Raw genomic sequence first — 18,368 nt, forward strand, 5'->3', positions numbered from 1 at the left:
TAAAATGGCTCAGCTTTCCATTAAAAATCTTGTCAAGCGTTATGGCACTGTCGAAGTGGTGCATGGCATCAATCTCGAAATCGCCGACAAGGAATTTGTTGCGCTTGTTGGTCCTTCGGGCTGTGGCAAGTCCACGACGCTGCGCATGATTGCAGGTCTTGAAAGCATCTCGGATGGCGCACTCGAAATCGGCGGCAGGCAAGTCAACGATTTGCCGCCGCGTGATCGCAACATCTCTATGGTGTTCCAGTCCTATGCGCTTTATCCGCATATGTCGGTGCGTGAGAACATGGGCTTCTCGCTCAAAATCGCTAAGCAGCCGCAGGCGGAAATCGACCGCCGCGTCAATGAAGCATCCAGCATTCTTGGCCTTGAAGCGCTGATGGAACGTCGTCCGGCGCAGCTTTCAGGCGGTCAGCGCCAGCGCGTTGCCATGGGACGCGCGATCGTGCGCAATCCGGAAGTGTTTCTGTTTGACGAACCGCTTTCAAACCTCGATGCGAAGCTGCGCACGCAGATGCGCACTGAGATCAAGAAGCTCCATGCCAAGGTTCAGTCGACAGTTGTTTACGTGACGCATGATCAGGTCGAGGCCATGACGCTGGCTGATCGTATCGTCATCATGCGCGATGGCCATATTGAGCAGGTCGGAACACCTGATGAAGTGTTCAAGCGTCCGGCAACGCAGTTTGTCGCTGGCTTCATCGGCTCGCCGCCGATGAATATGGCCGAGGCAACGGTGCAAGGTGCAGAATTGGTTTTTGCCACGGGTGAACGTCTGCCAGTGCCCGCACAATTCAAAGCCAAGGTCACGGAAGGCGCGAAGGTCACATTCGGCCTTCGCCCGGATGATCTGTTCCCGACCGGCCACGGCATTTCTACCGGCGATGCCGGAACATCGCATGAGCAGGATATGACTGTCTCGATCACCGAACCGCTTGGCAATGAAACGCTGGTCTTTGTCGAGTTTGCCGGAAAGGAATGGGTGGCGCGCATGCTCAACCCGCGTCACCTTAACTCCGGCGAAGCGATCTCAATGCATTTTGATCTATCGCAGGCGCATCTGTTTGATGCGGCAAGTGGTAAGAGTTTGGCAGTTTAATCATGGCACGGATTGAAAAAATCGAACTGCGCATGGTTGACCTTCCGCCGAAGGTCAAACGCACCGATGCGATCCAGAGCTTTGTCAGTCAGGAAACGCCAATTGTCACCATCACCGACAGCGATGGTGCTGTTGGTACAGGCTATAGCTATACTATCGGCACCGGCGGCTCGTCCGTTATGCGGCTGTTGAGCGATCATATGGTGCCGCTGATCATCAATGAGGATGCGGATTGCATTGAAGCAATCTGGCGCAAGCTCGAATTCGCGACCCATGCCACAACCATTGGCGCGATTACCGCGCTTGCGCTTGCCGCAATTGATACAGCCCTCTGGGACTTGCGTGCGAAAAAGCAGAACCTGCCACTGTGGAAGCTTGCAGGCGGCGCCAAGGATCGTTGTCCGCTTTACACGACCGAAGGCGGTTGGCTGCATATTGATAAAGAAGCACTGGTCGAGGACGCGCTAGCCGCCAAGGCCAAGGGCTTTTCTGGCTCCAAGGTCAAGATCGGCAAGCCGCATGGTTCGGAAGACTATGCACGTCTTGCGGCTGTTCGCGCAGCCGTTGGTAATGGCTTTGAGATCATGACCGACTGCAATCAGGGCTTTAGCGTGGATGAAGCGATCCGCCGCGCCGAGCGTCTGAAAGAACTTGATCTTGCATGGATTGAGGAGCCGCTTCCGGCGGATGATCTTGATGGCCATATCCGCCTGACCCGTTCCACACCGACACCGATTGCGGTGGGTGAATCGATCTATTCGATCCGCCATTTCCGCGAATATATGCAGAAGGGCGCATGCTCTATCGTTCAGGTGGATGTGGCGCGCATCGGCGGCATCACACCATGGCTGAAAGTGGCCCACGCCGCAGAAGCGTTCGACATTCCGGTCTGCCCGCACTTTCTTATGGAACTGCATGTCAGCCTCACCTGTGCCGTGCAGAACGGGCGCTATGTCGAATATATCCCGCAGCTTGATGACCTGACCACAAAGGGCATGGAAATTCGTGATGGCCACGCCATTGCCCCATCGGAAGCTGGCATTGGTATTTCTTGGGATTGGGATGCTGTACGCGCGCGTTCGGTTTCCGAATTCACCCGCGAGATCGTGAGATCGTAATGGTTCAAAGAATGGGTATGGTGATCGGGCTGAAGCCTGAAAAGATCGCAGACTATAAAAAGTTGCACGCGAGCGTGTGGCCGGAAATTCTCGCACTCATTTCCGAATGCAACATCACCAATTATACGATCTTTCTCAAAGAGCCGGAAAACCTGCTGTTCGGTACCTGGGACTATGTCGGCACCGACTTTAGAGCCGACATGAAAAAGATGGCCGACAATCCCAAAAATCAGGAATGGTGGTCGGTCTGCATGCCATGCCAGAAGCCACTTGAAACCCGTAAAGACGGCGAGTGGTGGGCAATGATGGAGGAAGTTTTCCATCATGACTGAGGTCTTTGATTCAAAAGCCCTGCGCCAGTGGTGGCCGAAGCCCAAGCAGCCAAAGCCGATCGTGATTTTCGGTGCGGGCAGTATTGTCGGCGACGCGCATCTGCCAGCTTATCAAAAGGGCGGCTTTCCGGTTGCAGGGATTTTCGATCCTAATCTGGACAAGGCTTCAGCGCTTGCCGATCAATGGGGCGTGAAGGCTTTTGAAAGCCTTGAGGTAGCGCTTGCGGTTGAAGACGCAATCTTTGATCTGGCAACGCCGCCCTCAGCCCATGCTTCGATCCTGTCGCAATTGCCGGAAGGTGCGGCGTGTCTCATTCAGAAGCCGATGGGCAGCGACTTGGAAAGTGCTACGAAAATCCTGAAAGTCTGCCGTGCGCGCAATCTCAAGGCTGCGGTGAATTTCCAGCTGCGTTTTGCGCCGATGATGTCGGCACTTTACGATGCCGTGAATAAAGGCTTGCTTGGTAAGGTCGTGGATTTCGACGCATGGCTGGCGCTTGCGACCCCTTGGGGTCTGTGGCCGTTCCTCAAAGGCCTGCCGCGCATCGAGATCGCCATGCACTCGATCCATTATCTTGATTTCGTGCGCGGTCTGCTTGGCAATCCGCAAGGTGTTCATGCCAAAACCATTGGCCATCCGAACCACGAAGTCGCCCAGACCCGCACGGCTGCTATTCTCGATTACGGCAACCGCGCGCGCTGTGCGCTGTCGATCAATCACGACCATGATTTTGGTCGAAAATTTCAGGCCTGCGAGTTCCGCATTTGTGGCACCGAAGGCGCGGCTTACGTGAAACTCGGCGTCAATCTCGACTATCCGCACGGCGAACCGGACGAGCTCTGGATTAAGCCAAAAGGCGGCGACGACTGGGTGCAGGTGGAGCTTGAAGGCGCATGGTTTCCGGACGCATTCTTAAACCGTATGGCGCAGTTGCAGCGCTTCGCAACCGGCGAAGATGCAGAATTGATCGGCTCGGTCGAAGATGCCTGGCACACCATGGCGCTGGTCGAAGCCGCTTATCAGTCGAGCGCAGCGCCCGCCACGCCGCTCGCTGCAAAACCGGAGTTCTGATTATGTCTGAACAAACGATCTATTTTGAAGACTATGAGCTGGGCCACCAGCGCATAACCTATGGCCGCACGATCACCGAAACGGATTTCGTGGTGCATGCCGGTCATACGGGTGATTTCTTTCCGCACCACATGGATGCGGAATTTGCAAAAACTCTGCCGGGCGGACAGCGTATTGCGCATGGCACGATGGTGTTTGCTATCGGCGTCGGCCTGACTGCGACGCTCATTAACCCTGTTGCGTTTTCCTATGGTTATGACCGCCTTAGGTTCGTGCGTCCGGTGCATATCGGCGATACGATCCGCACGCGCGTGACGATCAGCGCAAAGGAAGACGATCCGAAACGGACAAATATGGGCCGCGTTACTGAGCGGTGCGAAGTGCTTAATCAGCGGGACGAAGTGGTGCTTGCTTGCGACCACATCCTGCTTGTTGAACGGAAGGCATGACTATGACGATACGATTTGATGGAAAAACAGCGCTGATCACAGCGGCTGCGCAGGGCATTGGCCGCGCCAGTGCTTTGGCATTTGCGCAAGCCGGTGCAAAGGTCTATGCGACCGACATCAACGAGGCAGCACTCAAAGAACTCGAAGGCGTTTCCGGCATCATCACCCGCAAGCTCAATGTGCTTGACGAGGCCGAAGTGAAGACGCTCGTTTCCGAGATCGGGCAGGTCGACATTCTGTTCAACTGCGCAGGCGTCGTGCATGGCGGTTCGATTCTGGAGATGAAGGACGAAGACCTCGACTTCGCCGTCAATCTCAACGTCAAAGCAATGATCCGCACCATTCAGGCCGTGCTGCCGGGTATGCTCGAGCGCAAGGATGGTGCCATCGTCAACATGGCGTCCGTTGCTTCGAGCGTCAAAGGCGTGCCGAACCGCTTCGCCTATGGCGTCACCAAGGCTGCTGTGATCGGTCTCACCAAGGCTGTTGCTGCTGATTATGTTGCCAAAGGCATTCGCTGCAACGCCATCTGCCCCGGTACGGTTGAAAGCCCGTCGCTTCAGGATCGTCTGCGCGCGCAGGGCGATTACGAAGAACAGCGCGCCGCTTTCATCGCGCGTCAGCCAATTGGTCGTATTGGTCAGCCGGAAGAAATCGCCGATCTCGCAGTCTATCTCGCAGGTGCCACTTACACGACTGGTCAGGCGTATAACATCGACGGCGGCTGGACAATTTAAGTTCGCTGCTGCAAATCCCCACAAGGAGTAAACTTATGAAATTTCTTCGTTATGGCGAAACGGGTCAGGAAAAGCCGGGCCTTCTCGATGCAGACGGCAATATCCGTGATCTTTCTGCGCATATCAGTGATCTGTCCGGTGCCGTTCTCAGCCCTGAAGCGCTCGCAAAGCTTGGCTCGCTTGACGTCAACGCACTGCTAAAGGTTGAAGGCAATCCACGTCTCGGCCCATGTGTTGCAGGCACTGGCAAGTTTATCTGCGTCGGCCTCAATTATGCCGATCACGCAGCAGAATCCGGTATGGCTGTGCCGCCAGAGCCAGTTATCTTCATGAAGGCAACTTCGGCAATCGTCGGCCCGAATGATGATCTCATCATCCCGCGCGGCTCGGAAAAAACCGACTGGGAAGTCGAATTCGGTATCGTTATCGGCAAGACCGCGAAATATGTCTCGGAAGACGATGCGCTTGATTACGTTGCTGGCTATTGCACGCTGCATGATGTTTCGGAACGCGCTTTCCAGATCGAACGCGCGGGCCAGTGGACCAAGGGCAAGTCTTGCGACACATTCGGCCCAACCGGTCCATGGCTGGTGACAAAGGACGAAGTTGCTGATCCGCAGAACCTCAAAATGTGGCTCACGGTCAATGGCGAAACCATGCAGGACGGCTCGACCAAGACCATGGTCTATGGCGTGCGTTATCTGGTTTCCTATCTGTCGCAGTTCATGTCATTGCAGCCGGGTGACATCATCTCCACTGGGACGCCTCCCGGCGTTGGCATGGGCATGAAGCCCCCGCGCTATCTCAAGGCTGGCGACGTTGTTGAACTCGGCATTGAAGGCCTCGGCACACAGAAGCAAAACGTGCGCGCCGACGTTTAATTATTTTGGGCATGCCCCCAAACGGTTGAGGTTTGGGGGATCATGCTCGGATAACGGATAAAACATGACCAAAATTACTGATCTGCGCGTCTTCGATCTGCGCTTCCCGACTTCGCAAAGTCTGGATGGCTCTGACGCAATGAACCCGGACCCGGACTATTCGGCCGCTTATGTCATTCTCGATACGGATGACGAGGCGTTGAAGGGCCATGGTCTCACTTTCACCATCGGTCGCGGTAATGACATTTGCTGTCAGGCCATTCTTGCCATGCGTCATCTGGTGGTCGACGTTGACCTTGACGTGGTCCGCGAGGCGCCGGGCAAGTTCTGGCGCCATCTGACAAGCGACAGCCAGTTGCGCTGGATCGGCCCTGAAAAGGGTGCGATGCATCTGGCAACTGGTGCTGTCGTCAACGCGTTTTGGGATCTGCTGGCAAAGCAGTCGGGCAAGCCGGTTTGGCGTCTGGTTTCAGAACTTTCCGCTGAAGAAATCGCCGACATCGTTGATTACCGCTATCTGACCGATGTGCTGACCCGTGACGAAGCTGTCGAAATTCTGCGCAAAGCAGAAAGTGGCAAGGCTGAACGTATCGCTAAGCTCGAAGCCACGGGCTATCCTTGCTACACGACTTCTGCTGGTTGGCTTGGCTATGATGATCAAAAGCTGCGTCGTCTGTGTCAGGAGGCCATTGATGAAGGCTTCAATCACGTCAAGATGAAGGTTGGCCGTGATCTCGAAGACGATATTCGTCGTCTCACCATTGCGCGTGAAGTGATTGGCCCGGATCGTTATCTGATGATTGACGCCAATCAGGTCTGGGAAGTTGATCAGGCAATCGCGTGGGTTAACAAGCTTGCCTTCTCGAAGCCCTTCTTCATCGAAGAGCCGACCAGCCCGGATGATGTTGCAGGACATCGCAAAATCCGCGAAGCCATTGGCGATGTGAAGGTTGCAACTGGTGAAATGTGCCAGAACCGCATCATGTTCAAGCAGTTCATCGCAGAAGGCGCTATCGACATCGTTCAGATCGATTCATGCCGCATGGGTGGCCTGAATGAAGTTCTGGCCGTGCTGCTGATTGCTGCGAAATACAACAAGCCTGTTTGGCCACATGCCGGCGGCGTTGGCCTTTGCGAATATGTGCAGCACCTGTCGATGATTGATTATGTTGCCGTTTCCGGCACTATGGATGGTCGCGTGATCGAATATGTCGATCATCTGCATGAGCATTTCATCGAGCCATGCATCATCAAGGATGCAGCCTATATGCCGCCATCACTGCCGGGCTTCTCGATTGAAATGAAGCCCGAGTCGATCGCGGAATATACGTTCAAGGGCTGATATAAAAGCATTTGAGCTCGAAGCCGCGCTGCCGAAAATATCTTTCGCAGTGCGGCTTTTTATTATTGATCGCTTAAGAATACTCTGTTCCTTTGGGACCTGTTGATTTGGCAAAGGTGTTAAGATGAAAAAGGCAATTTGCATACTCGGTGCTTCCGTTCTTTTGGCGGCAACATCATCCGGCTCTGCGCAGGTTAGCGCTGAAGTCGGCGTGCTTTCTTGCGATGTGTCTGCCGGTATCGGCCTGATCATCGAGCAGAAGCAGAAGGTTAGCTGTACGCTGTCGAACGGCAATGGTTTGTCACAGCAGTATAAGGGGTCGATTGATCAATATGGTCTGGAACTGGGTGAAACGACCGGCGGCCAGATGACCTGGACTGTTCTTGCTGCAACCACAACTGTTGAGCCGGGCGCACTTGCTGGCACCTATGCGGGCGCGCAGGCGGATGCAAGCCTTGGCCTCGGCGCAGGCGTTCAGGTTCTGGTCGGCGGAACCGGCCAGTCTTTTACATTGCAGCCGCTGGCTGTCGATACCGAAAAGGGAACAGCTCTCTCTGCCGGTGTTGAAACGCTGACGCTGGAATATGTTCAGCCGTAAATTGGGTTGCTGATGGCTTCAAAAAAAAAGCGCACCAAAGGTCGGTGCGCTTTTTTATTTGAGCATTTTCATCGGTTCAATCAAACAGGAAAGGCACGGGCGATGATGGCGGCTTAGACAGCTTTATCATGAGCCGCAAAGCACTGCGGCACGAAGGCTGCGCTTACGAATCGCCGCTTTAAAACCCCAAATGAAAGCATCGCAGAATGAAAAATCAGCTGTTGCATGGGAAGTATTGTGCTAAAGCACGTCGCAGCTAAAGGGGCTCATTTAGCATTCGCAAATATGCGACAATGACACGCTTTAAGCGCGACATATTCCAGTGCTCCTCGCGATAAATAGAAGTATGGAAATCTTCAAAAGATGGAATGGATTCCTATAGTTTTGATGGGGTTCAAGGTTGTCGTATTAGGCGTGGCCATGTTCTTTGCCATCAAGTGGCATTACGATAAAGATAAGGCGAAAAAGGATAGCGAAACAAACCTACCGTAAGTATTCGCAAATCGAGAGCAACCATGTTTGAGGGCAGAATCCTGAAACTGCACCTCATAGACCACGGCTCGCCGATCCGCGCGACAAGCCCGGATTTACCAGAAGCCGAGTTTGCGGTTTTGGCGCGGTGAGGCATTGAGGCATTATACCATTGCTCCCGAATAGCCCGCTCTAAGCGGGTTTTTTCGTGCGCGTAATAAAATGGGCCTGCAATAACGCTCGTTCTTATTGCAAAATTGTCAGCTTGTTATGAATCTAAAAACGCAGGACTTTTTTGAGGGAGTGAATGGTGCCCGGAGACGGATTTGAACCGCCGACACGCGGATTTTCAATCCGCTGCTCTACCAACTGAGCTATCCGGGCATCCTTGCAGTGATTTCTCACCATGTGGCGGTGTTGGTGTCCGCCGGAAGTGGGTGCGTTATAGCATTAAATTTCACGCTGTCCAGCACCCTATCGCAATTTTTATAAGATTTCTTATAAGCTTGCTAAACTACCGATTTGACTGTGGAAATCAGAGCCACACATACTCAGTTGTCGTTCTCTTCCTCTTCATCAATCGGCTTACCGGGAATCACATAGCTTCCCGAAAGCCAACGATTGAGGTCAATGCTTTTGCAACGCGGTGAGCAGAACGGATAAGCATCACGAACCGATGGCTTGCCACATTCAGGGCAGGGACGAACAGGGCGCAAGGGCGTGACGCGAGCGTCCGGCGCTGTGGAGATATCTTTCTTGTCGCTCATGGAATTTTCAGACCTTGCCGTTTTGCCAATTGGCGTAGACAGGATAGCCACCATCGGCCAGCAGGCTCACCGTTTCCTGCAAGGGAAGCCCCACCACGCTGGTGTAGGAGCCAACAAGCTTGACCACAAAGCTGCCTGCAAGTCCCTGAATGGCATAACCACCAGCCTTGCCGCGCCATTCGCCGGACGCGAGATAGGCGTCGATCTGCAAGCGCGTCAAACGCTCAAAACGCAGACGTGTTTCAACAAGTGTCTGGCGCAGATTTCCATTGGGCAGAACAAGGCAGACACCGGTAAAAACCTTATGCGTACGCCCTGACAAAAGACGCAGGCATTCCCGCGCTTCATCGTTGATCTCGGCCTTGGGCAAAATGCGGCGCCCGACGGCAACAACCGTATCAGCCGCCAGAACAAAAGCTTTGCCGAAATTTTCATCGCCCTGCAATTGTTCCTGCGCAGCCTTTGCCTTTTCACGCGAAAGCCGCCGCGCCAGAGAACGCGGATGCTCCGCACGCTGGGGCGTTTCATCAATATCAGCTGGCTGAATATGATCCGGCTCAATGCCGACTTGACCCAGAAGCTCAATTCTTCGGGGAGAGCCGGACGCAAGAACCAGCTTATGTTGCGCGCTTATAGACAAGGCTTTTTCCGAAAAAGCGAGTGATTGGCTTATTTGAAGCGGTAGGTGATACGGCCCTTGGTCAGGTCGTAAGGGGTCATTTCGACCAGAACCTTGTCGCCAGCGAGAACGCGGATGCGGTTCTTGCGCATGCGGCCGGCAGTGTGGGCAATGATTTCATGTTCGTTTTCGAGCTTCACGCGGAACATTGCATTTGGCAGCAGTTCCGTAACAACACCCGGAAATTCGAGGACTTCTTCTTTCGCCATGCGATACCTGTTTCTTTCTTTGATAGAATTGGCCCGAAACCGGGCCATAGCTTTAAATTTGGCCGGAACCTATATGATTAGACGGCATTTGTGAACAACCGAATTGGATGATGTTATTTTGGAGCTAAACGCTCTGTAATCTGGTGCTTCAAACGGTCTCGCACATCACGATAAGCATCCAAAATCTGCCCGCGGCTGCCTGTAACAAGTGTAGGGTCCGGTGTCGGCCAATATTCGACATCGACCGAAAATCCGCGCATACGTTCAAGCACCGTATGATGTGCAAGCGGAGTGAGCGTGATGATAAGGTCAAAATAGCCATCCGCCAGCTCTTCCAACCCGCGAGGTTGCCGGTCATCAAGCGACAAACCTTCTTCATTCAAAACGGCATCAACAAACGGATCACGCTCACCGCGCTGCACGCCTGCCGAAGCAATATACATATTGGGCGACAACAGCTTCCTTGCAAGAAGCTCGGCCATTGGAGAACGGATTGCGTTTTTGCCACAGACGAAAAGTATAGACGTGGGCCGTTTGGCAGCTTCGACGTCTTCCGCTTTTTCAACCGCATCTTCACCGTGCATTTGATCTCAGCCCCGCCAATGCAGCACGCATACCAGTGTGAAGAGACGCCGCGCCGTCGCAAAATCAACTTCAATCTTGCCGTTCAGACGCGTTTGCAGCGTTTGGGATCCTTCATTATGCAGGCCGCGCCGTCCCATATCGATGGCTTCAATCTTGCTTGGAGACGCGGAACGGATTGCCTCGTAATAGCTTTCGCACACCATGAAATAATCGCGAACGATGCGTTTCAATGGTGTCAGCGATAGAATGTGGGTCGCAACGTTTTCACCGTTTTCACGTGTGATCGAAAAAATGAGTCGCGTTTCCATAAGCGACAGGCGAAGCTTGTATGGCCCACCTGTGGCATCGCCGACCGGATGGAAGGTATTTTCCTCAATCAGATCAAAAATAGCGACTGCGCGTTCATGCTCGACATCAGGCGTCGAGCGCCCGATGGTTTCATCCAGCTCGACGTCGATCAATCGGGCATTAGGAACGCCGACAGTCATGATCCCTCATAGGTTGAGCCGGATGGCAACGGATTGCGCGTGGGCATCAAGGCCTTCTGCGCGAGCGATTTCAATAGCGGCAGGTCCAAGCGCACGCAGCTGATCGGGACCGAGCTTTAGAAGAGATGTGCGCTTCATATAATCAAGTACCGACAGGCCGGACGAGAATCGCGCCGAACGTGCGGTCGGCAGAACGTGATTGCAGCCGCCGACATAATCGCCGATCACTTCCGGCGTATAGGCACCAATGAAGATTGAGCCGGCATTGCGAATTCGGGGCAGCAAGGCTTCGGGATCGGCAGTGGCGATTTCCAGATGCTCGGCTGCAATGCGATTTGCCAGCGGGATGGCAGCATCAAAGTCCTCAACCAAAATGACTGCGCCAAAATCGCGCCAGCTTGCCGCTGCCGTTTCTGTACGCGGCAAAGTTTTCAGCTGGCGCTCAACGGCGTCTTCAACAGCCTTCGCGAAAGGCTCGTCATCGGTCATCAGGATAGATTGCGCGGCCGTATCGTGTTCTGCCTGCGCGAGAATGTCGGCCGCCAGCCAGTCCGGATTGTTGTCCTTGTCGGCAATCACCAGCACTTCGGAAGGTCCGGCAATCATGTCAATGCCAACCGTACCAAAGACAATGCGCTTGGCAGCCGCAACATATGCGTTGCCGGGGCCAACAATTTTTGCAACCGGCGCAATGGTTTGCGTACCAAAGGCGAGAGCCGCCACAGCCTGCGCGCCGCCAACACGGTAGATTTCTGAAACACCGGCAAGGCGGGCTGCCACCAGAACCAGCGGGTTGAGCTTGCCATCAGGCGAGGGCACAACCATCACAATCCGCTCAACCCCTGCAACCTTTGCAGGCACAGCATTCATCAACACCGAACTTGGATAGCTCGCAGTGCCGCCCGGCACATAAAGACCGACGGCTTCTATGGCTGTCCAGCGCGAACCGAGTTCCACGCCAAGCGCATCGGTGTAGCGATCATCCTTAGGGAGTTGGCGCGAGTGGTGTTTTTCAATACGTTCATGCGCCAGTTTCAGCGCTTCAATGGTTGAGGCAGGTGCTTGATCGAAAGCCGCATCGATTTCTGCTTCCGTAACCCGAATGCCGGTTTTATTCAGATCGATACGATCAAAACGCAGCGAATATTCAATCAGGGCGGCATCGCCTTCGCGGCGTACACGATCAACGATTTCGCGGGCAGCGCGATCCACATCTTCAGAGACCTCGCGCTTGCCGGTCAGGAAAGCTGCAAAGTTCTTTTCAAAATCGGGGTCGGTTTGTCTGAGCGTCGTGACCACGCTGGTATTCCTTTAATTGTCGGTCCGGGCAAAGCCCTGTTGTCTTGGGTAATGAGAAATCTTGTCGTGAACCGCAATCAGGCGTCGTGTCGCGGTACGGAACTGGTTTCCCACGCAGCACCCAGATCCGTCAGCTGCGCTTCGATACATTCCACATCCAGACGGATAGCGGCATTTGCTGAAAAAGTCAGTTCCAAAGTTCCAGCAGGTGCTTCACCAGGAATAAAACGAATGGCCAGCAGTGACAAAACCTCTTCGGGCTTCTGCCGGTCGATGCCGCTGCCTTTGACAGCCGTGACGCGGTTAAAATGCAAAGCAGTGCGGCGACGCTGATATTGCGGCTTTCGGAAAAGCTTTGGTTTGACCTTTTCCCACGCAAAGCGATTGAGTGTCAGCACGAAGCGCTTCTCCGCCGCCAGATATTGCAGATCTGACACTTTGAGAACCGCGTCCTGAAGATGGGCGGACAGGACCTGCAAATCTTCTTCATCCAGCGCCACAAGCTTCAACATTTCCATATCTGGCCCATATCTTGCGTTGTTCCCTGCTACTCTCAAATATCGTGTGTGCAACTTTGCATGTCAGCACAAAAAAATCGACAGGCTTTTCAGCCTGTTGACGAATAAGCCGGAAATGAAAGAAAAGCCGGACTGCATTAGGCAAATCCGGCTTTTAAATGATTAACCGCTGATGCGCTCAACATGAGCGCCACAGCGCGAGAGCTTTTCTTCCAATCGCTCAAAGCCGCGATCAAGGTGATAGACGCGGTTGACGGTTGTTTCACCCTCAGCAGCAAGGCCCGCGATAACCAGTGAAACCGATGCGCGCAGATCCGTTGCCATAACCTGTGCACCCTTGAGACGTTCTACACCTTCAACGGTTGCAGTCTGGCCCGACAAAGAAATCTTTGCACCAAGACGCGCCAGCTCCTGCACATGCATGAAGCGATTTTCGAAGATCGTCTCGGTAATGCGTGATGTCCCCTGTGCCATCGTCATCAGGCCCATGAACTGCGCCTGAAGATCGGTCGGAAAGCCGGGGAACGGATCGGTGGTTACATCGACTGGATGAATACCATGGCCATTGCGCACGACACGCAGGCCGCTGTTGGTTTCGGTGATTTCCGCACCCGCCTGACGCAAGGTTTCAAGCGCTGCGGTAAGCTGGCTTTCCTGTGCGCCTTCAAGCAGCACATCACCGCCTGTCATGGCAACAGCCATGGCGTAAGTGCCGGTTTCAATACGGTCTGGGATAACGCGAACGCGTGCGCCCGACAGGCTGGTAACACCCTGCACATGGATTGTGTCGGTGCCTGCGCCGGTGATTTTTGCTCCCATGGCATTCAGGCAGTCGGCGAGATTGACAACCTCCGGCTCGCGCGCAGGGTTTTCGATAATTGTTTCGCCTTTGGCAAGTGCTGCTGCCATCAGCATGACGTGGGTCGCGCCAACTGAAACCTTTGGGAAGCGATAGCGTGCACCAACAAGGCCGCCCTTTGGTGCGCGCGCCTTTGCATATCCATTCTCAATGTCGATCTGCGCACCGAGCGCTTCAAGGCATTCGAGCAGCAGATCAACCGGGCGTGTACCAATGGCGCAACCGCCAGGCAGCGAAACGGTTGCTTCACCCATACGCGCCAGAAGCGGGCCGATGACCCAGAAGCTCGCACGCATCTTGGAAACCAGCTCATAAGGAGCAACCGTATCGACGATGTTGCGCGCCGTGAAATGGATGGTGCGCGAATAGGCACCATTCTGATGTTCGCGGCGCCCATTGACGGAATAGTCAACGCCATGATTGGAAAGAATGCGGATCAACTGCTCGACATCGGCGAGGTGCGGCACGTTTTCAAGCGTCAGCGTATCGTCGGTGAGAAGCGAAGCGATCATCAATGGCAGCGCTGCATTTTTAGCGCCAGAGATAGGAATGACGCCGTTGAGCTTGTTGCCGCCGATGATTTTGATGCGATCCATGCTGTTTCACCTTCTGGGCCGAAGCTTTTGCCCGGCAATCGATATTTGCAAATTCCGCAGCACTTGAGACTGGCAGCGTTGCATTAAGAAATGACTGTTCATGCGGCGGAATTACGTCGAACACGAATCACAGTCGTATCGCGGTACCACCGAGAATTGATCTGTGCTTTTAACGCAGCCGCTTTCTATCTTCAAGGAAGGCTTTATTACATGATATTCTGCTTGAAAAGCAGCGCCGAACGCGCAGGTGCTTTTTAGCGGGGAAAGGTTCAGTCTATGTCTTCTTTGCCTGCGGTTATGCCATCATTGCGTTCATCGGCATCGCCTGCACGTCGTGAGCGTGATTGCACTTTGCGCCGCATGAGATTCGCACGCAATTGCTCAGCGCGGCGCTTTTCGCGCGGATCGATATGATTTTTTTTGTCGTCTTTGGTCTTTTTTTCGCTCATGGCTTCTATGTACTCCGGTAAAAACCCTTCGAAAAGCGGGTTTTAAAGTGAGTATCCAATGATTTCCACATTAAGTGAAAAGAAATGCAATTGCTTGCTTGCGATTCACGCAATGATGTGGCAGAAGTCCGCCGCGTTCAAGAGAATGCTGCGGTAGCTCAGTGGTAGAGCACTCCATTGGTAATGGAGAGGTCGAGAGTTCAATCCTCTCTCGCAGCACCAGTCTTTTCCATAACAGAGTCGAAAGTTTAGCGTTTTCCGTGGCTTCCATCAGTGTGGATTGCGATTGAAACGTGCTTTGGTTATGGTTTTTAGGCGATGCGGATGAGGGCTCTTGAAACAAAAAGCTTCTGATACTTGGCCGGGCCGGTTTAGAATTCCAGAAGAGGCTTTGGCGTGAAAAGGCGCGGCTCACTGAGCTAGGCATCTCCGATATCGGTAAGAGTCAAGAATTTGCGCAGTCTACAGGGTGGGCTTTGAAAACAATCAAAGTTTATCACACGGGATGGGGCAGTTCTAGGTGTTAGAGGCGAGCTAAAGCGTATTGGGGGGCACAATAACCTCAACTTATAAAATTCATCCATTTCAATTTCTTAGATGAAACATCTGGCGGAGAGAGCGGGCGCCAACGGCCATTCCGCATCCCATATTATACAATAAAATCAGTTATTTAAGCTGAGCCTAATATACTGGTTTTGTAACACGGCTTGTAACAGCGGCCAGCTTCATTTTTTGAGCATTTGCGCTTCAATTTAAAAAGGGTGATATAATACCACGTTTAATAGAATCGAGTTTCTTTCATTTTTAATTCGGAGGGGCGAATGAAACGGATTGGATGGGCTGCATTAGCGGCGGTTGCTTTGGTTACGATTTCTGCACCCGCACTGTCGGCACAAGCTGACAAAGCCATTCTTGGAACTTGGCGTGGCCCTTATGCAGAAAACTGTCAGGCTGTTCGCAATGTCACGACTGAAGACTTCATGATCATTACCCCAAGAAAGGTCGAGGGTTATGAGGGATCATGCGTAATCACGAAGCTTTCTAAAACCAAGATTGGATATTCCCTTCAAAAGCTCTGTGAAGGCGAAGGAGAGACCTTTCGGGAAGCTATGACAATTAAGGTCATCAATCCCAACCGTCTTCTGGTCAATGGAAACAAGGTTTATGAACGCTGTAATTAAACGAGCCTCCTTCATCGGATTGGCAACACTGCTTGTTTCTTCGGCATATCCGGCTTTTGCCCAATCTTTTGCCTTAGAAGGTCGCTCTGGCAATTACAGTGAGTTCTTTCTTCAGGCTGTTGAACCTTCCGGTATTGAAGATAATCGGATGGCTACGGTTGTTGGCTCTGATAATCGCGGTCGGCATGAAACCACCGAATTCGTGGTCAATTGCAACGATACGATGCCGCAAGTTTTAAGCCCTGATGATGTCACCCGCAAAATCGACATCCGGTCTGAGCCATCTAATGCCGATAGAATGATTTGGCAGTTATGGTTTGCAGCGTGTCGGAAAGAGTTTGGAAAACTTTCAGCGCGTCCTGATATTCCAACTCGCCTTTCCGATTTGAATATGGAAACAAAGCTTGAGGCAAATAGCAAATCCTATGCGGTCAAACTATCGTCTCTAGATTATTCAAAAACATTGGCCAATTTGGTCAAGGTCGAATTGCGCATAGGTAACAATAAGGCTCTCGAAACCGCATATGCATACTGCGATGAAGATAGCGCGACGGTTTATTGGAAACAAAAGAAGAGCCTGATTGGGATTGAGGAAACGCTTTCCAAAGAGCTCAATGAGCGCAGCGATAAAAGCCTCGTTACCCTCTCTAATGCTGTCTGGAAGGCCGCTTGTGAAGAGCCTGATCAAAACACGTCCAAAGTTTCAGCGATTGCACCGAACGATAGTAGCGAACAGCCTTATAATCCTGAAAATAAGAACGGTGCAAAGCCCAAACCAACGAACGCCGAAGCTCAACGGAAAACCATTTCCGAAATCTATCAGCACTACCTGCTGGTCAAGGGTTTCTGCGAATACCATGAGTTTCCTGAGCAGCAGATGGAGCCACTCAAGGCTAAGCTAAAGCTGATGGATATAGTGGCTGCATCACAAACATTAGACACGAATGCCATCTGGCTTGAAGCTACGAAAACGGCTGAGCAGGATGGAAATTTCAAGCTTTTGCAGGTCTATAAAATGATGCCCGTTGGATATGAGGATCGTATTCGCTTTTCAAATGCTTGCGAACAGACCAGCGCCGCTCTCAAGTTTATGATTGACGGATATGTCTCTGAACACGGCGGGATAAAAAGTCAGATTGAGAAAGACTTCTAGAGACCGTTTCAGATTGAACGGCCTTTTCTACCGGGAGGGAGAGTTGGATTATCTAACTCTTCCTCAGCTTCCATAAAGAAATCCGCTACGCTGCAATCCAGAGCCCTAGCCAATTTATCAAGGGTAATAACCGTCGGGTTTTTCTTCCCCCTTTCAATATGACCGACATACGCGCGTTCGACATTCGAAATGAGCGCGAGCTCATCTTGTGAAATGCCGTTCGCCACCCTGATACGGCGGACATTGAATGCCATTTTCTCGAGAATATCCATGCTGTGACAAAACACGCTTGGATTCTTCAACGCCACGTTATAAGAAACGTGGTATTATAGAACACTGTAAGTTTATAGTGTTCTCTCGGGGAAAGTGTCGGGAAATTCCATGATCAAAAAACTTGCAGGGTTTTGCGTTGCTTCCGTTGCCTTGGTTGGATGCGACCAGAACGTATCAGCAACTCTTTATGTCCGTGATATTCAAGAAATGTTGGCTTCAACAGAAGCTTCTCAGGTTCCAGTCGATATAACGATTGAAGTCTTGGAATCTGGGCTTGCTCAAAAATGCTCTCGACCTGAGGGCAAAGAGTTGGTCGAAGCGGTCGCGACAGTTTTTGAAAAGGCTTCGTTGGTCTCATGCGAGAAGGTTTCTGGAAGTCTCAATGATCGAATGACGATCAAGGCGACTACGCTTCTCTTTCGCGCAAACCCAGATGAACCTATGAAAAGTAACTATCTGCTCGCTTTCGAAGCTTATCACACCGAGAACGGACAGCCGGTCGTCTCCGTCACCTTTAACACGGAAAAATATGAAGAAGTTCAAAAGCGACTTCGCCGGGTTAATTCGATGGCGAGTATTAAGCTTTCTGATGCCTCAATTTCCGTCGTTTTGAATAACGATTTGCGCGAACCAGTGACAGCGAGTTTTTCAAGGGGCTTATTTGTCGATGGAAAACCGGCGGATCAAACCGTCCAGCAAGAGCTTAATCCGCGTCAGGAAGCCACTGCGAAGCTCGGAGACGTCAAGCTTGCTTATCTTGCACAAAATGGCGCAGTGCCTGTTTTAGGCGTCGAAAACACCCATAAAAAATCAACATCAAATTAAGGAAATAAGAGATGCAGAAATCAGGCGGCATTATTGCGCTTGTTGCGGGGATTTTTGGGGTCTTCGCGGCAATTTTTACATTGTTGGTCGGAGGCCTTGGCGTTGGTTTGGAAGCTGAGAATGCTTCCACCGTAATCGGTCTTGGATGGGGCGGAGTTGGATTCTCATTCCTAACGATAGTTCTCGGAGCAGTAACACTCGGCGCAAAAAGCCGAATTCCGGGAATTCTCATAATGATTTGTGCTGTAGCGGGTGCAATCCTTGGAGGAACAATTGTTGCCGTTTTTATGGTGCTTGCTTTGATTGGCGGAGCAATATCAACTCTCTCAAAAGGTCAAGGCAGCGACTAGAGGCTTTCCAGAAGTTAAGGAACAAATTAATAGTC

At 52.3% G+C, this 18,368-nt stretch carries 23 protein-coding genes and 2 tRNA genes; 14 read left to right on the top strand and 11 right to left on the bottom strand.

The genetic code is table 11. The features are described from left to right. Nucleotides 1-4: 4 nt before the first annotated feature. From ABE527_RS01795 to ABE527_RS01835, 9 genes are all read left to right on the top strand, one after another. Nucleotides 5-1,102: an ABC transporter ATP-binding protein gene (locus ABE527_RS01795; protein WP_265982814.1), complete on the top strand. Its 1,098-nt coding sequence runs from the start codon at nt 5-7 to the stop codon at nt 1,100-1,102. A 2-nt stretch (nt 1,103-1,104) separates the two neighbouring features. After that, a complete protein-coding gene (locus ABE527_RS01800) occupies nt 1,105-2,220 on the top strand; it encodes a mandelate racemase/muconate lactonizing enzyme family protein (RefSeq protein WP_499695906.1) in 1,116 nt (371 codons plus the stop codon). Next, complete coding sequence (locus tag ABE527_RS01805) at nt 2,220-2,552, top strand: L-rhamnose mutarotase (RefSeq protein WP_265982816.1); 333 nt, start codon at nt 2,220-2,222, stop codon at nt 2,550-2,552. The genes ABE527_RS01800 and ABE527_RS01805 overlap by 1 nt, the downstream gene beginning before the upstream one ends. Further along, nucleotides 2,545-3,624 carry a Gfo/Idh/MocA family protein gene (locus tag ABE527_RS01810; RefSeq protein WP_499695907.1) on the top strand — a complete coding sequence of 360 codons (1,080 nt, stop codon included), beginning with the start codon at nt 2,545-2,547 and terminating at the stop codon, nt 3,622-3,624. The genes ABE527_RS01805 and ABE527_RS01810 overlap by 8 nt, the downstream gene beginning before the upstream one ends. Before the next feature lie 2 nt (nt 3,625-3,626). After that, the gene (locus tag ABE527_RS01815) at nt 3,627-4,073 is read left to right on the top strand and encodes a MaoC/PaaZ C-terminal domain-containing protein (RefSeq protein ID WP_499695908.1); all 447 of its coding nucleotides are present in this window, start codon (nt 3,627-3,629) and stop codon (nt 4,071-4,073) included. Between the two features lie 2 nt (nt 4,074-4,075). Beyond that, nucleotides 4,076-4,810, top strand: coding sequence for an SDR family oxidoreductase (locus tag ABE527_RS01820; RefSeq protein ID WP_499695909.1), 735 nt, complete (start codon nt 4,076-4,078; stop codon nt 4,808-4,810). Between the two features lie 35 nt (nt 4,811-4,845). Then, a complete protein-coding gene (locus tag ABE527_RS01825) occupies nt 4,846-5,691 on the top strand; it encodes a fumarylacetoacetate hydrolase family protein (protein ID WP_499695910.1) in 846 nt (281 codons plus the stop codon). A 64-nt stretch (nt 5,692-5,755) separates the two neighbouring features. Then, nucleotides 5,756-7,033 carry an L-fuconate dehydratase gene (locus tag ABE527_RS01830; protein WP_499695911.1) on the top strand — a complete coding sequence of 426 codons (1,278 nt, stop codon included), beginning with the start codon at nt 5,756-5,758 and terminating at the stop codon, nt 7,031-7,033. Nucleotides 7,034-7,157: 124 nt separating this feature from the next. Continuing rightward, nucleotides 7,158-7,631: a DUF992 domain-containing protein gene (locus tag ABE527_RS01835; RefSeq protein WP_499695912.1), complete on the top strand. Its 474-nt coding sequence runs from the start codon at nt 7,158-7,160 to the stop codon at nt 7,629-7,631. Between the two features lie 779 nt (nt 7,632-8,410). On the opposite strand, the gene ABE527_RS01840 is transcribed toward ABE527_RS01835, so the two are convergent. From ABE527_RS01840 to ABE527_RS01885, 10 genes are all read right to left on the bottom strand, one after another. After that, nucleotides 8,411-8,486, bottom strand: a tRNA-Phe gene (locus ABE527_RS01840). Between the two features lie 167 nt (nt 8,487-8,653). After that, nucleotides 8,654-8,869, bottom strand: coding sequence for a DNA gyrase inhibitor YacG (gene yacG, locus ABE527_RS01845; RefSeq protein WP_265982824.1), 216 nt, complete (start codon nt 8,867-8,869; stop codon nt 8,654-8,656). A 7-nt stretch (nt 8,870-8,876) separates the two neighbouring features. Beyond that, nucleotides 8,877-9,503, bottom strand: a complete 627-nt coding sequence (locus tag ABE527_RS01850) for a Maf-like protein (protein ID WP_499696316.1) — start codon at nt 9,501-9,503, stop codon at nt 8,877-8,879. Between the two features lie 35 nt (nt 9,504-9,538). Next, nucleotides 9,539-9,757: a translation initiation factor IF-1 gene (gene infA, locus ABE527_RS01855; RefSeq protein WP_002965531.1), complete on the bottom strand. Its 219-nt coding sequence runs from the start codon at nt 9,755-9,757 to the stop codon at nt 9,539-9,541. A gap of 113 nt (nt 9,758-9,870) precedes the next feature. Continuing rightward, nucleotides 9,871-10,341 (bottom strand): arsenate-mycothiol transferase ArsC, encoded by a 471-nt coding sequence (locus ABE527_RS01860; protein WP_499695913.1) that lies wholly within the window; start codon nt 10,339-10,341, stop codon nt 9,871-9,873. A gap of 6 nt (nt 10,342-10,347) precedes the next feature. Then, the gene (locus ABE527_RS01865; RefSeq protein ID WP_499693372.1) at nt 10,348-10,830 is read right to left on the bottom strand and encodes a UPF0262 family protein; all 483 of its coding nucleotides are present in this window, start codon (nt 10,828-10,830) and stop codon (nt 10,348-10,350) included. 6 nt (nt 10,831-10,836) lie between these two features. Next, entirely contained in the window at nt 10,837-12,129 is a 1,293-nt protein-coding gene (hisD, locus tag ABE527_RS01870) for a histidinol dehydrogenase (protein WP_499695914.1), read from the bottom strand. Nucleotides 12,130-12,206: 77 nt separating this feature from the next. Beyond that, on the bottom strand, nt 12,207-12,647 hold the full coding sequence (locus tag ABE527_RS01875) for a DUF2948 family protein (RefSeq protein ID WP_265982830.1): 441 nt from the start codon (nt 12,645-12,647) through the stop codon (nt 12,207-12,209). A gap of 162 nt (nt 12,648-12,809) precedes the next feature. Continuing rightward, complete coding sequence (gene murA / locus ABE527_RS01880) at nt 12,810-14,102, bottom strand: UDP-N-acetylglucosamine 1-carboxyvinyltransferase (RefSeq protein ID WP_396997861.1); 1,293 nt, start codon at nt 14,100-14,102, stop codon at nt 12,810-12,812. Nucleotides 14,103-14,371: 269 nt separating this feature from the next. Then, the gene (locus ABE527_RS01885; RefSeq protein WP_265982832.1) at nt 14,372-14,551 is read right to left on the bottom strand and encodes a hypothetical protein; all 180 of its coding nucleotides are present in this window, start codon (nt 14,549-14,551) and stop codon (nt 14,372-14,374) included. A gap of 147 nt (nt 14,552-14,698) precedes the next feature. Here ABE527_RS01885 and ABE527_RS01890 point away from each other — a divergent pair. The 3 genes from ABE527_RS01890 to ABE527_RS01900 all read left to right on the top strand — a co-directional run bounded on the left by ABE527_RS01890 (nt 14,699) and on the right by ABE527_RS01900 (nt 16,885). After that, nucleotides 14,699-14,773: transfer RNA gene (locus ABE527_RS01890), tRNA-Thr, on the top strand. Nucleotides 14,774-15,372: 599 nt separating this feature from the next. Next, nucleotides 15,373-15,732, top strand: coding sequence for a hypothetical protein (locus tag ABE527_RS01895; protein WP_499695915.1), 360 nt, complete (start codon nt 15,373-15,375; stop codon nt 15,730-15,732). After that, nucleotides 15,716-16,885: a hypothetical protein gene (locus ABE527_RS01900; protein WP_499695916.1), complete on the top strand. Its 1,170-nt coding sequence runs from the start codon at nt 15,716-15,718 to the stop codon at nt 16,883-16,885. The genes ABE527_RS01895 and ABE527_RS01900 overlap by 17 nt, the downstream gene beginning before the upstream one ends. Nucleotides 16,886-16,893: 8 nt before the next feature. Here the strand turns inward: ABE527_RS01900 and ABE527_RS01905 are convergent, their stop codons facing one another. Continuing rightward, entirely contained in the window at nt 16,894-17,157 is a 264-nt protein-coding gene (locus ABE527_RS01905; protein WP_499695917.1) for a helix-turn-helix domain-containing protein, read from the bottom strand. Nucleotides 17,158-17,266: 109 nt separating this feature from the next. On the opposite strand from ABE527_RS01905, the gene ABE527_RS01910 reads away from it, so the two are divergent. Then, nucleotides 17,267-17,983, top strand: coding sequence for a DUF7424 family protein (locus ABE527_RS01910; protein WP_499695918.1), 717 nt, complete (start codon nt 17,267-17,269; stop codon nt 17,981-17,983). A gap of 11 nt (nt 17,984-17,994) precedes the next feature. Then, on the top strand, nt 17,995-18,333 hold the full coding sequence (locus tag ABE527_RS01915) for a hypothetical protein (RefSeq protein ID WP_499695919.1): 339 nt from the start codon (nt 17,995-17,997) through the stop codon (nt 18,331-18,333). Nucleotides 18,334-18,368: the final 35 nt, after the last annotated feature.

Origin of the sequence: Brucella sp. TWI432, from assembly GCF_039674445.1 — a bacterium.
Taxonomy (GTDB): Bacteria; Pseudomonadota; Alphaproteobacteria; order Rhizobiales; family Rhizobiaceae; genus Brucella; species Brucella chromiisoli.